This window comes from Hymenobacter sp. HDW8 (genome assembly GCF_011305775.1).
Classification (GTDB): domain Bacteria; phylum Bacteroidota; class Bacteroidia; order Cytophagales; family Hymenobacteraceae; genus Hymenobacter; species Hymenobacter radiodurans.
Window position 1 is genome coordinate 4,320,536 of the sequence record NZ_CP049907.1, and the last position, 13,064, is coordinate 4,333,599.

Below are 13,064 nucleotides of genomic sequence, written 5' to 3' on the forward strand. Positions count from 1 at the left end.
TCATATGCTCACTCGTCCGCCTGCACTTTTACACTCGTTATTTCCCGGTTGCGAATGGCAGTACCCAACGGCGGAGCGCATCCTGTACCTTACTTTCGACGACGGCCCAATTCCCGAAGAAACGCCGTGGGTCCTCGATCAATTGGCTGATCATCAGGCAAAAACTACTTTCTTCTGCGTGGGCGACAATGTGCAGCGCTACCCCGAGATTGCCCAACGTGCGGTAGCTGAGGGCCACCGTCTGGCCAATCATACGCACCATCACCTGAATGCTTGGGCGCATCCGCGTACTGCTTATCTGCACGACGTAGCGCAATGCCAGCAGACCCTGACGGAGCTAGGCTTGCTGAAGGCTGAAACGCGGCCATTGTTGCGCCCACCCTATGGGCGTCTGACCTGGCCGCTGCTGCGCCACCTGCGCCCCCAGTACCGCCTGATTATGTGGTCGGTGCTAACCCAAGATTACGACCAAAGTCTGTCGGCGGAGCGCTGTCTGCGCCAATCGATTGCCGCCACCCGCCCCGGCGATATTGTCGTGTTTCACGATAGCCAAAAGGCCAGCCGCAACTTGCGCTATGTGCTCCCGCGCTATCTGGCGCATTTTGCGGAGCGGGGCTTTACCTTCGCCTCTCTTTAAACGAAGAGAATGCTGGCGCTGCTCACAGTATATTTCGGGATTTGGTTTGGGGTGATGCTGGTTTCTACGCTACTCTTTGCGCTGCGAAGAGGAACGATACCTGCACCCCTGGCGGAGCCGTTGCCACGCGTAAGTATCCTGATTGCCGCCCGCAACGAAGAAGCTGCTATCGGGCGCTGCTTGAGCGCTATTCGGGCACTGGATTACCCCGCGGAGCTGGTGGAAGTACTGCTCGGCGATGATGGCTCTACCGACCACACCCGCGCCCGCGCCGAAGAAGTAATGCAGGGCTACGGGGGGCTTTTTCTCTGTGTTTCTATCCGTAATACCATGGGGGCAGCCCGCGGCAAAGCTAATGTGCTGGCCCACCTCGCCCGCGCCGCTACCACCGACTTTTTCTTTATTACCGACGCCGATATTGCTGTGCCTCGCACTTGGCTGTCGGGAATGCTGGCGTATGCGCGGCCGGGTATTGGTACCGTTACGGGCCTTACGATTGTGCGCGGCCCGCGGCTTTTCGATAGGCTTCAGGGCTTGGATTGGCTGTTGTCGTTGAGTCTGGTGCAGGTAGTAACCGATCTGGGAAAGCCCGTGACGGCCATGGGCAACAATATGCTCGTTACCCGTGAAGCCTACGAAGCAACCGGCGGCTACGAAGCGCTGCCTTTCTCAGTGACCGAGGATTTTGAGCTATTTAAAGCCACTGTGAAGCACGGGTTCAGCTTCTGTAATGTATTTCGACCCGAAGTTCTGGCCCTTTCCCTGCCCATTGCCACGCCCTTGGGCCTGCTCCATCAGCGCCGTCGGTGGCTGCGTGGCGTGGAGGCATTGCCGTGGGGACTAAAGCTGGGCTTGCTCATTTACGGTAATTTTTACCTGGGCGTGCTGGCTCTGGCGTGGGTAGCTGACCCCGGCCCGGCGCTGGCTGCACTGGGGGGCAAAATGCTGGCTCAGGGCTTACTAGCGGCCATCGTATTCCGACGGGTTGGCTTGCGTGCGCCTTTAGAACTGCTGCCTGCTTTCGAGCTGTACACCATTTGGCTCACGGTTAGCCTGATCGGGTTTCGGCTGCTGGGCCGACGCTTCGACTGGAAAGGTCGTACCTATTCGTAAGCGCGTGCCGCCCGCGCTGCCACTCTCTTTCCGCGCCGTACATTTGCCTCACCACCCGCATTCCACCCCATGCACCTGACCGATTCGCACGCGCACATATATTCCGAGCAGTTCAAAACCGACCGCGACGCCACCCTGCACCGCGCCTTCGAAGCCGGCGTTACCACCATCGTCATGCCCAACATCGACCACACCAGCGTCGATAGTATGCTCGAAACTGAGGCCCGTTTCCCGCGGCAATGCTTTGCTATGATGGGTTTACACCCGTGCTCGGTGGGCAAGCACTTTGAGAAGGAGTTGTATCAGGTAGAAGATTGGCTGGGCAAGCGCCCATTTGCGGCGGTAGGGGAGTGCGGCCTCGATTTGCACTGGGACAAAACCTTCTTCGCCCAGCAGCAGGAAGCATTGCGCGTTCAGATTGGGTTGGCCAAAAAGTTTAAGCTGCCCTTGGTGCTGCATACCCGCGAGGCTTTCACCGAGACTGCCGACCTTATTGAGGAAGCCCAGGATGGTAGTCTGGGGGGCGTTTTTCACTGTTTTTCAGGCACCAAGGAAGAGGCCGAGCGCGCCATTAAGTTGGGCTTCAAGCTGGGCATCGGCGGCGTGGCAACATTTAAAAATGGCGGCTCCGACAAGGTCCTGCCCGAAATGGCGTTAGAGCATCTGTTGCTCGAAACCGACTGCCCGTACTTAGCACCGGTACCTCACCGTGGCAAGCGCAACGAGCCCGGCTATTTGCCCTTGATAGCTCGGCGCGTAGCCGAATTGCTGCAAAAAGACGTGGAAGAAGTAGCCGCTGCTACCACGCGCAACGCGCAGGCCCTGTTCAACTTATAGCCCCTCCCGCCTTGTTTCCTATAGTTGATATTCAGACCGCTGCCCACGACGGCCAGGTTAGCGCTTCCATTTTGGTGTTGTACACCGGTGGTACGGTGGGCATGGCCTACAATAAGCGCGGCGAGTTGGCGCCTATGCGCTTTCGCCAGGTCAGTAAGCTGATGCCCGAATTGCGCCACTTGCGCATGCGAGTGTCGGTGCTGAGCCTGCCGCATCCCATCGATTCGTCCAACGTAACCGTGGCCGACTGGGCGCTGATGGCCACCATCATCCGTGACCAGTACGATCAGTACGACGGCTTCGTGGTGTTGCACGGCACCGATACGATGGCCTATTCGGCTTCTGCGCTGAGCTATTTACTTGAAAATCTGGCCAAACCCGTGGTATTTACCGGTGCCCAAGTGCCCGTAGGCCGGATCCGCACCGATGCGCGCCGCAACTTTATTACCGCTCTCGACATTGCCGCCGCCCGCCGCCCCGATGGCTCGGCCCGCGTACCCGAAGTCAGTCTGTTCTTCAATACCTTACTGCTGCGCGGCACCCGGGCCAAAAAGGTAGAAAGCCAGCATTTCGCCGCTTTCAAAAGCGAAAATTTGCCCCCCTTGGTGAAGGCCGGCATCCACCTGGACTTCAACGATGCCATCATCCGCCCTCTGCCCACGGCCCCCCTGCATGTGCATACCCACCTCGACGAGAGCGTAGCCATTCTCAAGCTTTTTCCCGGCATCACCGAAAAGGTGGTGGGCGCTGTTCTGGGTGTTGAAGGCCTGCGGGGCTGTATTCTCGAAACCTACGGCTCAGGCAACGCACCCACTCAGTCGTGGTTTTTGCGCTGTCTCGAAACTGCTCAGGCCCGCGGTATCCATGTTCTGAACGTCAGTCAGTGCGAAGAGGGGCGCGTAGAGCAGGGCCGCTACGAAACCAGTGCCTCTCTGCTAGCCCGCGGCGTGCTCGGCGGCGACGACATCACCACCGAAGCTGCCATCACCAAGCTCATGTTTGTGCTCGGCCAGAAAAAAAGCCCCCCGGAAACCATCCGCCTGCTCACCAGCAACCTGCGCGGCGAAATCACGCTGTAACCCAACCTCTGCTTGCGGCTACTTCCTCTGGTAGCTTGCGTTTGCGGAAAAAGGGGCGTTACTTTGCCACCGCTTTCCCATCCAGAGAGGTGTCCGAGTGGTCGAAGGAGCACGCCTGGAAAGTGTGTATGGCTCAAAAGGTCATCGTGGGTTCGAATCCCATCCTCTCTGCTAAAACCCCCATTTCTGAATCAGAAATGGGGGTTTAGTTTTCTGGGGGCTTTTTTGGGAAATCTTAGGTGTTGCGCCAGCCAGTTGCCTCTGCCATAATGCCGCAGCCATCTTATCACTACTGCTTAGCGTAAGTTTGGGGTTCTTAGAACAAGGTATATGGCCTCTACCTTGTTCTGGTTGATTAACGAGTCCAGTTATCTACCTGTCTTTGCGACTCATCTTCTAGGTTAGCCACATGCACTTCCTATCCCGGCCCCAAGTGAAAGCGATTTTCCTGCTACTGCTAAGCATCGTTTGCGGCCAGACGGTCGCTGCGCAAGATCAGGCCGCGCCATTGACAATGGGGCAGACCTTCACGCTCGCCTCCTCCATCCTCGGGGAAACTCGCCACATTAACGTGTACTTGCCACCGGGCTACGCGGACTCCGCTTCTCTTCGGCTGCCCGTTCTATACATGCCCGATGGTGGCATGGCAGAGGACTTTCTGCATGTGGCCGGTCTGGTGCAGGTAAGCACCGGCAACAGTACCATGCGGCCGTTTATTGTGGTGGGCATCCAGAATACCGAGCGGCGACGGGATATGACCGGGCCTACCACCAACGTGGAAGATCGCAAAATTGCCCCCCGGGTAGGTGGGTCGGCGGCCTTCCGGAAATTTATTCGCTCGGAGTTGATGCCCGCCATCCGGCAGCGCTACCGCACCACTGCTGAAACCGCTATTGTAGGGGAGTCGTTGGCCGGCCTGTTTGTGGTGGAAACGCTGCTGCTGGAGCCCGATCTGTTCGATACGTACGTGGCCTTTGATCCGAGTTTGTGGTGGAATAACAGTGCATTAGTTGCTCAGGCCGAGAAGCGACTTCAGGCGTACGCAGGGCCGACGAAGACATTATATGTTGCCTTCAGCAGCGACACGGAAAAGGCCCCTACCACTCAGCGCTTTGCCACTATCCTGAAGAGTGTAGCCTCCCCAAACTTGCCTGCTATTATCAGGCTATGCTGGAAGAAACGCACGCCACTATTTACCATCCGGCGGCGCTGCGGGCTTTCCGCATAGTGTTCAAGCCCCGCAAAACAGCCCCGACGAAGTAACCATCAATAGATTGTGTTTCTGTTTCAGCGAGCCCAATAAATCACTACAAACTAGTTCGAAACTCTATTCCTCCTCCGCCGAAATAGTGGCCGGACCTTCGGGCAGATTCAGCAGTGGCCCCAGCAGCAGGGCATTGGTGAAGAGGCGAGCTGTACCGTGCCAGTAATGACGGAAGTTAGGATCATCAGCGAAGAGCACCACCCGACCGGCTCCTACTTTGCTCACTACGATGGCCGCCGAGTTGCTGATCTGCTTTAAGTTAGCCTTCGATACGTAGCCGCTGACCAGCGGAGTGGCCGTGTACTGGGCCACGGTGGCGTAGGGGTTGCGGCTAGGGCGCAGGAAGGTGGTGCCGTTGCGGAACACGTACAAGCGTCGGTCGGTGAGGCCGAAAGCTATAGGGTTGGTCAGGTCCACGTCGGTGCGGTAAATGGAGCCGGCAATGGCGCGGGTGCCCTCGTGCTCTTGATTCACGAAATCGGTGCGGCGCGAACCTGGAGTTGCTGTACTGGCGGTTTCCTTTGTCTTTTTTCCTTCGCTTGCCGGTGCCGTGCTGGCAGTGCGCGTAGCAGTCGTATCAGCCCAGCCGCCGCTGGCCGGAATCAACAGCCTCTCCTTTACTATGCCTTGCTTGATGGCCCATTCGGAAGCGTTTTTAAGCGTAATAAGCGTGCCGCCTTCCTGCACCCAGCGCCGGATTTTGTCCACGGTCGCTTTGTCCAGCGCTCCATAATTGCCCCCACCAGCACCAGACTGGTATAGCGGCCCAGCGGCGCACGGCTCACGTTGCTCACCTCTATTTTACTCAAGGGCAGCCCTAAATGCTGGCTGGCCACAAACCACGCTTCGCCGACCTCCGAGGCCGTGGTGCCCATACCCACCAGTAGCGCCGCTTTGGTTTCTGGCACAGTGCGCACGTTGTTGGAACCCAGGTCGATACCACCCAAACTGAATCCAGTCGTTACGCTCGTAAACGTGACTTGCGCTTGCTTACTTACCCGATTCAAAATTTGAAATACTGAGTCGGCTGGCAGCTTTTGGCCCGCCACGGGCACGACTACTGTGCCGTACCCAAAGTCGGTGGGTTGGGAAGCAGTGCCAGTGCGGAATGGCTTAAAGGCAACTTTGGTGATGACGCCGGCGTGCTGCAAGGCTACCAAAGCTTTGGGAGCGTTATAATCAGTCCAGGGCAAGAGGTAGGCGTAGCTACTTTTGCCCCCCAGCACGTTACCGGCCAATGCTTTGGCGGTCGTAATAGGCGCGCCTTGTACCAGCACCGCGTTTTTCTGCTTGCTTACCGGCAGGCCGTAGGCGTGGGCTTGGCTCCAGCCAGTGACGTCGTAGAATACACTGTCGTGAAAGGTGGTTAACTCCTCGAACAGCGAGTTAACGATGCGGTATTGGGGCTGGGCCGTGGGCACCACATAGGTCTTGCCCTTTTCAAATGTTTGCTTGTCGAGCGTCACCGTTTTGCCCAGCTCGTGCACCTGGATTTTGTGTTGCAGAAGCAAGTCCAGAAAGCGGTTGGTGAGCGTCTCATCTTTCGCACTGCCAAAGACGTAGGCTTTGGTCGGAAACTTCTTGGCAGCAGTCAGCGCGGAGGCAAAAAAGTCGCGCTGGTGGCGCAGATACAACTCTTTTTCCTCCACAGCCCCGCGCACCGTGGCCAGTCCGGTAGCCACGTGGTTGCGAATAGTAAAGGGAAACGTGACCACGCCATTGGTGCCTTCCTGCGCCAAACCGCGGGAACTCCCCACTTCAAACGTGGCGCCCACGCCGCCCTGAAAATCCGGGTAGGTGGAGCCGTAGATGGGCGACAGGTTATCAAACTGTTCCTTGGTCCAGTACAGAGAACCAAGCTTATCCAAGGCCTGGGCGTGGTACTTGGCCAGATGCACGTTCAGCACCTCGTAAGTAGCGCGTGGAATCAGGTCGTTTTCGGTGCTTAGGGGCTTGGTGGGCTCGAAGTAGTAAGTGCTGTTGGTACCCATTTCGTGAAAGTCGATCATCACGTTGGGGTACCATTCGTGCAGAAAAGCCATCCGGGCCCGGCTTTCGGGCTGGGTCAGGGGCAGCCAGTCGCGGTTCAAGTCGGTGTAGAAGTGGTTGGTGCGCCCACCTGGCCATGCTTCGGTGTGCTCCCGGTCCAGCGGATCGGTCACTGGCGGCCACGACTTATTCTGGTCAAACCAGTGCGAGGCCCGGTCGCGCCCGTCGGGGTTTTCCAGCGGGTCGATGGTAATAACGGATTGCTCCAGCCACTGCTGCGTTTCGGGGCTGGTAGAAGCCGTGAGGTAATACGCCGTGAGCAGGGCGGCTTCCGAGCTGGAGCTTTCGTTGCCGTGCACCCCGTAGTTGAGGCTGACAATTACCGGCAGGCGCTTGTAGTCGGGCGCGGGTTGGCTGGGGTCGACCAAGGCCCGGCGCTGCTTCTGCAACTGGTCCAGGTTCTGCTGGTTGGCTACGGTCGTAATGGTGGCCACGACCTGCGGCCGCTCCTCAAACGTGTTGCCCAGCACCCGCAAACTCACCTTGTCGGACACCCGGTCCAACTCCCGTAGGTAAGCCACAATCTGGTCGGTGCGGGTGTAGTGCGAGCCAATCGGGTAGCCCAGAAACTTCTCCGGCGTAGGGATGGCCGGATCGAAAGAGCCTGCTGGTGCTTCGGGGAAAAAGTAGCTGTTTTGGGCTGCGGCCGGCGTCGCCAGGGTTAAACCCACAGTAAGCAGCGCCGCCGAAAAGTATGCTATGATCATGGATGAGGAAGTTGAAAGAAGATGCGGTGCGGATGAATAGTTAATATAAAATAGAAAGGCGGTCATGCTGAGCTTGTCGAAGCATCTCTACTGCTTCGTTGTAATGCTATCTGATTACCATTGCGGGAGAGATGCTTCGACAAGCTCAGCATGACGTTCTCATTGGGGCGAGATTAGCTTAGCAACGTCAGCACGCGAGATGCTTCGCTGCGCTCTGCATGACGTTCTTTTTGATTGCATATGATGGCCTTTCTGTAAGCTATTGATTTACTGACTTAATACCCTGGGTTTTGCTCCAAAGCAGGATCAGCTACTAAGTCGTTGAAGGGCAGCGGGAATAGCCACCGGCGCTGGTCGGTGACGCCGAGCACTACGCCGGCGCGGCCGGTGCGCACGAGGTCAAACCAGCGGTCGGCCTCGAAGGCAAACTCCACGCGGCGCTCATTTTCGATAGCTAATAGCAATTGCTCGGCGGTAGCGGCGGTGCTGGCCGGCACGCCAGCGCGGGCACGGACGGCATTTAGGTCGGCCAAAGACTGCGTCAATTTGCCCTGGCGGGCGCGGGCTTCGGCCCGAATGAGGTACTGCTCAGCCAGGCGCAGCACGTAGCTGGGGTCGTCTCGCTGGGCGGAGCGGCTGTATAGGTTGCCGTAGGTTACGCTGGCCCCAGCAATGGTAGTATTCGCTAGCAGCGCCGAACGATTGCCCCCCACGGTTGGGTCGTTGAGCAAGGTAATGGCCGCAGGCACGGGCTGGAAGTTAAATTGCCCCCCAAGCGCACTCGGAAACCAGTTGTTCCACATGGTATTCGCATCGGAGTTGCTGAATGTGAGTTCCAGCACTGATTCCCGACTTAAAAATGGCGCCGTCGATATAGCCCGATAAGGGGTCACCAAGCTATAATTGGCGTTGGTGATAACCTGCGTGGCGTAGGTTTCGGCCTCGGCGTACTGCTGGCGGTAGAGGTGCAAGCGGGCGCGCAGGGCACGAGCGGTGGTTTTAACGGCGCGGTTGCGCGTGGTGGCGTCGGGTAGTAAGGTTTCAGCTTCAACCAAGTCAGCAAGTACCTGGTCGTACGTCTGCGCTACGGTGCTGCGGCCGATGCCCTGGCCGTTTTCCTTGGTGCGCGTGGGCGTAAGGATCAGCGGTACGCCGCCCCAGCCCCGGCCTAGGTCAAAATAAACCAGCGCCCGCAGGAAGTGAGCTTCGCCGAGCAATTGGTTTTTCTCGGCGGCTGGCAGCAGTGGGTCGTTTACCTCGGGCACCGCCGCCAGTAGGTTATTAGCGACGTTCACGGCCTGATACATCTGCGTCCAGGCTTCGGTAATCAGCACGTTATCGGCGCTGAGCTGGTTTTGATCGATCTGCAAAAACTGGTTGAGCGTGCCGTTGAAGCGCACGTTTTCGCCGGGCAAAAAGCCCAGTACGGGCCAGTTGAGCTGATAATACGCCTGCACCCGGTCGTAAGCGCCGATGGTGGCGGCGCGGGCGCTGCCGGCGTCAGTGATAGCTTGGTCGGCAGGCAGTTGCTGGACCGGCTGGGGCTCTAGCAAGTCGTTGCAAGAGGCGAGGCTTAGGCTAACGGCGGCCACCTGGGTGGCAAATAAGAGGCGATATATTGTCTGTTTCATGACGAGGTGAAGCTTAGAGTCCGACGGTGAGGCCCACTTGGAAAGTGCGGGGCTGGGGCACGGTGGCCCAGTCGAAGTTTTTGGTATTAGCTACGCCGCCTTGTGAATTCACTTCTGGGTCGAGGCCCGAGTAAGGCGTGATGGTGAACAGGTTAGCAGCCTGCACGTAGAGGCGCAGCGAGTTCAGCCGGGTTTTGGCCACGACTTCTTTCGGCACACTGTAGCCCAGCGACAGGGTGCGTAGGCGCAGGAAAGAGCCATCTTCGAGGTAGCGGTCGCTCAGGTTTTGAACCACGCCGCCATAGTTGTTGCTAGCAGCGTTGGTGGTCAGGCGCGGGATGTCGGTCTGGTCGCCGGGCTGCTGCCAGCGGTCGAGCTGGTTGGCCAAGTAGCCGATGTTGCTCTGGGTACCGCCGTGCACGAGGAAGAAGCGGTTCATATTCATGATTTTTGCCCCCCGCTCGAAGTTCAGCGTAAAGCCCAGATCAAAGCCTTTGTAATTCACGGAGTTGGTGAGGCCCCCGAAGAAGTCGGGCCAGGCGGTGCCGACTAGCTGGCGGTCGGCCACGGTGATGGCGCCGTCGCCGTTCACGTCTTCGTACTCAGCGTCGCCGCTTTCGGGGTTCACGCGGGTTTGCTTGTATAGCCAGAATGAGTACAAGGACTCACCTTCTTCCAGCCGGAAGATGTCGCGCGAGCCGGCTGTAATCGGCGCGGCCAGCTTCTCGACTTTATTCACATTGCGGGCGATATTGAATGTCGTGCTCCACTGCACCGCCGACTTGGGCAGCCAGTTCGTCGTGACTTGCAGCTCCACCCCCTTGTTGCTGACAGCCCCGTAGTTTTCAACTACGGAAGAGAAGCCAATTTTGCGCGGCACGGGCACATTCAGCAGCAGGCCGGAGGTGTATTTGTCGTAGTAATTCAGCTCCAGCACCACACGGTTTTGCAGCACGGCCGCGTCCACGCCCACGTTCCATTGCTCGGTACTTTCCCAGCTCAAATTGGGGTTAGCGAGTTGCAAAGGCGTAGTGCCGGGCAAATCGAGGTAGTTGGCGCCGCCCTGCACTAAGCCTAGAGAAGCGAAGTCGCTGATACCCGCTTGGTTGCCAGTGCGGCCCACGCTGGCGCGCAGTTTCAGCTCGTCAAACACGTTCAGGTCTTTGATAAAGCTTTCTTCGCCTAAGCGCCAGCCCAGGCCCACGGCCGGGAAATAGCCCCAGCGGTTGTCGGCGCCGAAGCGCGAGGAGGCGTCGGCGCGGATGCTCACGTCGGCTGTGTAGCGCTCTTTGAAGGAGTAGGTTGCTTTGCCGAAAAAGGATACCAAACCAGCCTGCGAGCGAGCCGAAGAGCCCGTTTGGGTGGCCGAGGAGGCAATGGTGGGCAGGTCGTTGCCGGGAAACTGCTGGCCCGCTAGGGTCGTGCGCTGGAAGGTGTTACGCTGGAGCGTATTGCCCACCAAGGCCTGTATGAAGTGGTTTTCGCCGATGTTAACCGAGTAATTCAGCGTCTGCTCGTTCAGCAGGGTGATGTCACGGGACAGGAAGGACGAGGCGGTGCCGCGGGGCTGGCCGGCCAGGATGAGCGTGTTGTTGAAGTTGTTTTCGTACATGTCGTTGAAGTCGATGCTCCAACTGCTGCGCAACGTCAGGTTTGGCTGGATGCGGTACTCGCCGTACACGTTCGAGATGACGCGGGTGCCGACAGCATCGTTATCTAGGTTGTCGATCAGCGCCTGATGGTTGTCGAAGGAGCCATACTTTGCATAGCTACCGTCGGGGTTGTACACCGGCAGGTTGGTGCGCGGAAACAGGGCCGAGTTGATGACGCCAACGGGGTTGTTGTCGTTGCTGCTCACGTTGCGCTGGGTGCGTGTCAGGGCCGTGCTGGTGCCAATGCGCACCTTGTCCGTCACGGAGTTATCCAGATTCACACGCAGACTGAAGCGGTTGAACTTGCTGGGCCTAGCAATGGACTCCTGATCGAAATAGCCCGCGCCAATGTAGAATTGGGTTTTATCGGAGCCGCCGGCTGCCGACACTTCGTAGCTCTGGGTGCGGGCGGTGCGGAACACGTCGGAGAGACGGTCATATGTCTGTTGCTCTTCCGGCAGGCCCCGGCCTCCTTCTGATACCGGCCGATAAGGCAACAGCGCTAGGTTGCCGCCGTCGTTCAGAAACCGCTCGTTTTCCAGGGTTGCCAGTTCCGGGCCGCTCACCAGCTTGTACTTCTTGGGCGCCTCCGACCAGGCTTGGTAAGTGTCTAAAGTGATGCGCGTTTTCTCGCCGGCTTTACCGCGCTTGGTGCGAATAAGTACCACCCCATTTGCCCCCCGCGAACCGTAAATGGCCGTAGCGTTGGCGTCTTTCAGGATTTCGATGCTCTCGATATCCTGGGGGTTAATATCGGCCAGCGGGTTGGAAGACACCTGGTTGCCGAGGCCAGTAGCAATGAGGTTCGTGTTGTTAATAAACACACCGTCAACCACGTAGAGCGGGTCATTGCTCGCATTCACGGAGTTGCTTCCCCGCACCCGTATAAAAATGCCCCCGCCCGGCACGCCCGAGTTGGCCGACACCTGCACGCCGGCCGCTTTGCCCTGCAAGAGCTGATCGGGGCTGGCGGCCGGAACGTCTTTGAGCGCATCGCCTTTCACGGAGGAAATAGCGCTGGTCAGTGACTTACGGTTTTGCTCGCTGTAGCCCGTTATCACCACCTCCGACAGCTCCTTTACATCGGATTTCAAGGCCACCCGCAGGTCACCGCCCGTGGTGCGGATTTCCTGCCGGACATAGCCGATGGCGCTGATAACCAGTGTGGCACCTTCGGCGGGGATGGGCAGCGAAAATTGCCCCCCAGGGTCGGTGGAGGCGCCCGTGGTTGTGCCTTTGATGATGACCGTCACGCCCGGCAGCGGACTTCGGTCGGCGGCATCCGTGACGAGTCCGTTCACGGTTTGAGCGGCCGGTTGGGCGGCCGTCGTTTGCGCAAATCCCGTAGTAGCGCCCGCCAGCAAAACAGCTGGCAGAGCCAGAATAGTAGTGGTTTTCATGAGGAAATAATAGATGATAAGGGTTGATTGAACCCAGCTGGCCAGCCCCATCTTGCCCCCAGCCGACCCGCAGTGCCCAGTGGCAGACAGGTCGTGGAGCAGCAGGACGGGCGGTGTTAGTGGCTTGCTTTTCGCTCCTGGCGCGCCCTAAACAAAGCTTTAGCCGCGCGTGATTTCCTCCTCGCGGCCCAGCTTGTGCACAGAAGGGCAGCGCGTTACCGCGGTACAAGCGGTAGCTGTTGGCGAAGAAGATTGGGGCGTGGGCCGACCTAAGACCGGGAGCCGAAGCGCAAGGACGTTCGGGGCGGGCTGGGTAGGCGGGCGTGGGCTGTGGGCGCTGCCAAAAGGGTACGGTTGGGCGCGGCTACCTTGCGGCGCAGCGCTACCTTTCTTGGCGGTGGCTTAGCAGAAAAAACGGAGTCTTTCCCGACGCCTTAGCAGACCACACCGGCCATCGGCATACCGATGGCACAAGAACACATTCGACAACACCGATGCTGTAGAGCGTAGCGGGTGATGGATGCAGCGGGGGTACTGGGGGAGCTTTTCACGGCAATTTGTTTTTATATGGTCAGGACTTGGCACCGTTCCAGTTGTGCTGGGGGTTGCCGGCGTTTCGTCGAGCCTGTCTCTCCACGCCTCTGTATAAAAACAATCCTTTTAGTGGGAAAGAATTGATGCTGTAAAGGTAAAGA

The 13,064-nt window shown here is 58.4% G+C and carries 9 protein-coding genes, 1 tRNA gene and 1 riboswitch; of the genes, 6 read left to right on the forward strand and 4 right to left on the reverse strand.

The window, feature by feature from the left end; genetic code table 11:
* The first annotated feature begins 4 nt into the window (after nt 1–4).
* From G7064_RS18555 to G7064_RS18580, 6 genes are all read left to right on the forward strand, one after another.
* Nucleotides 5–637 (forward strand): polysaccharide deacetylase family protein, encoded by a 633-nt coding sequence (locus tag G7064_RS18555; protein WP_166074757.1) that lies wholly within the window; start codon nt 5–7, stop codon nt 635–637.
* 9 nt (nt 638–646) lie between these two features.
* A complete protein-coding gene (locus G7064_RS18560) occupies nt 647–1,750 on the forward strand; it encodes a glycosyltransferase (RefSeq protein WP_166074758.1) in 1,104 nt (367 codons plus the stop codon).
* Between the two features lie 69 nt (nt 1,751–1,819).
* Nucleotides 1,820–2,587: a TatD family hydrolase gene (locus G7064_RS18565; protein ID WP_166074759.1), complete on the forward strand. Its 768-nt coding sequence runs from the start codon at nt 1,820–1,822 to the stop codon at nt 2,585–2,587.
* 11 nt (nt 2,588–2,598) lie between these two features.
* Nucleotides 2,599–3,666, forward strand: a complete 1,068-nt coding sequence (locus G7064_RS18570; RefSeq protein WP_240935582.1) for a type I asparaginase — start codon at nt 2,599–2,601, stop codon at nt 3,664–3,666.
* Between the two features lie 83 nt (nt 3,667–3,749).
* A tRNA-Ser gene (locus G7064_RS18575) sits at nt 3,750–3,837 on the forward strand.
* A gap of 238 nt (nt 3,838–4,075) precedes the next feature.
* A complete protein-coding gene (locus tag G7064_RS18580; RefSeq protein WP_205711139.1) occupies nt 4,076–4,894 on the forward strand; it encodes an alpha/beta hydrolase in 819 nt (272 codons plus the stop codon).
* Nucleotides 4,895–4,993: 99 nt separating this feature from the next.
* Here G7064_RS18580 and G7064_RS21985 read toward each other — a convergent pair whose 3' ends face one another.
* From G7064_RS21985 to G7064_RS18595, 4 genes are all read right to left on the reverse strand, one after another.
* A complete protein-coding gene (locus G7064_RS21985) occupies nt 4,994–5,638 on the reverse strand; it encodes a hypothetical protein (RefSeq protein ID WP_205711140.1) in 645 nt (214 codons plus the stop codon).
* Complete coding sequence (locus tag G7064_RS18585) at nt 5,551–7,686, reverse strand: M14 family zinc carboxypeptidase (protein ID WP_205711141.1); 2,136 nt, start codon at nt 7,684–7,686, stop codon at nt 5,551–5,553. The genes G7064_RS21985 and G7064_RS18585 overlap by 88 nt, the downstream gene beginning before the upstream one ends.
* A 275-nt stretch (nt 7,687–7,961) precedes the next feature.
* Entirely contained in the window at nt 7,962–9,317 is a 1,356-nt protein-coding gene (locus tag G7064_RS18590; RefSeq protein ID WP_166074760.1) for a RagB/SusD family nutrient uptake outer membrane protein, read from the reverse strand.
* A 13-nt stretch (nt 9,318–9,330) separates the two neighbouring features.
* Nucleotides 9,331–12,369: a SusC/RagA family TonB-linked outer membrane protein gene (locus G7064_RS18595; RefSeq protein ID WP_166074761.1), complete on the reverse strand. Its 3,039-nt coding sequence runs from the start codon at nt 12,367–12,369 to the stop codon at nt 9,331–9,333.
* Nucleotides 12,370–12,929: 560 nt separating this feature from the next.
* A riboswitch (SAM riboswitch) is annotated at nt 12,930–13,021 on the reverse strand.
* Between the last annotated feature and the right edge of the window lie 43 nt (nt 13,022–13,064).

Coding starts and splice junctions, on each gene's coding strand:
- G7064_RS18555 (WP_166074757.1), top strand. CDS start 5: ATGCTCACTCGTCCGCCTGCACTTTTACACTCGTTATTTCCCGGTTGC.
- G7064_RS18560 (WP_166074758.1), top strand. CDS start 647: ATGCTGGCGCTGCTCACAGTATATTTCGGGATTTGGTTTGGGGTGATG.
- G7064_RS18565 (WP_166074759.1), top strand. CDS start 1,820: ATGCACCTGACCGATTCGCACGCGCACATATATTCCGAGCAGTTCAAA.
- G7064_RS18580 (WP_205711139.1), top strand. CDS start 4,076: ATGCACTTCCTATCCCGGCCCCAAGTGAAAGCGATTTTCCTGCTACTG.
- G7064_RS18585 (WP_205711141.1), bottom strand. CDS start 7,686: ATGATCATAGCATACTTTTCGGCGGCGCTGCTTACTGTGGGTTTAACC.
- G7064_RS18590 (WP_166074760.1), bottom strand. CDS start 9,317: ATGAAACAGACAATATATCGCCTCTTATTTGCCACCCAGGTGGCCGCC.
- G7064_RS18595 (WP_166074761.1), bottom strand. CDS start 12,369: ATGAAAACCACTACTATTCTGGCTCTGCCAGCTGTTTTGCTGGCGGGC.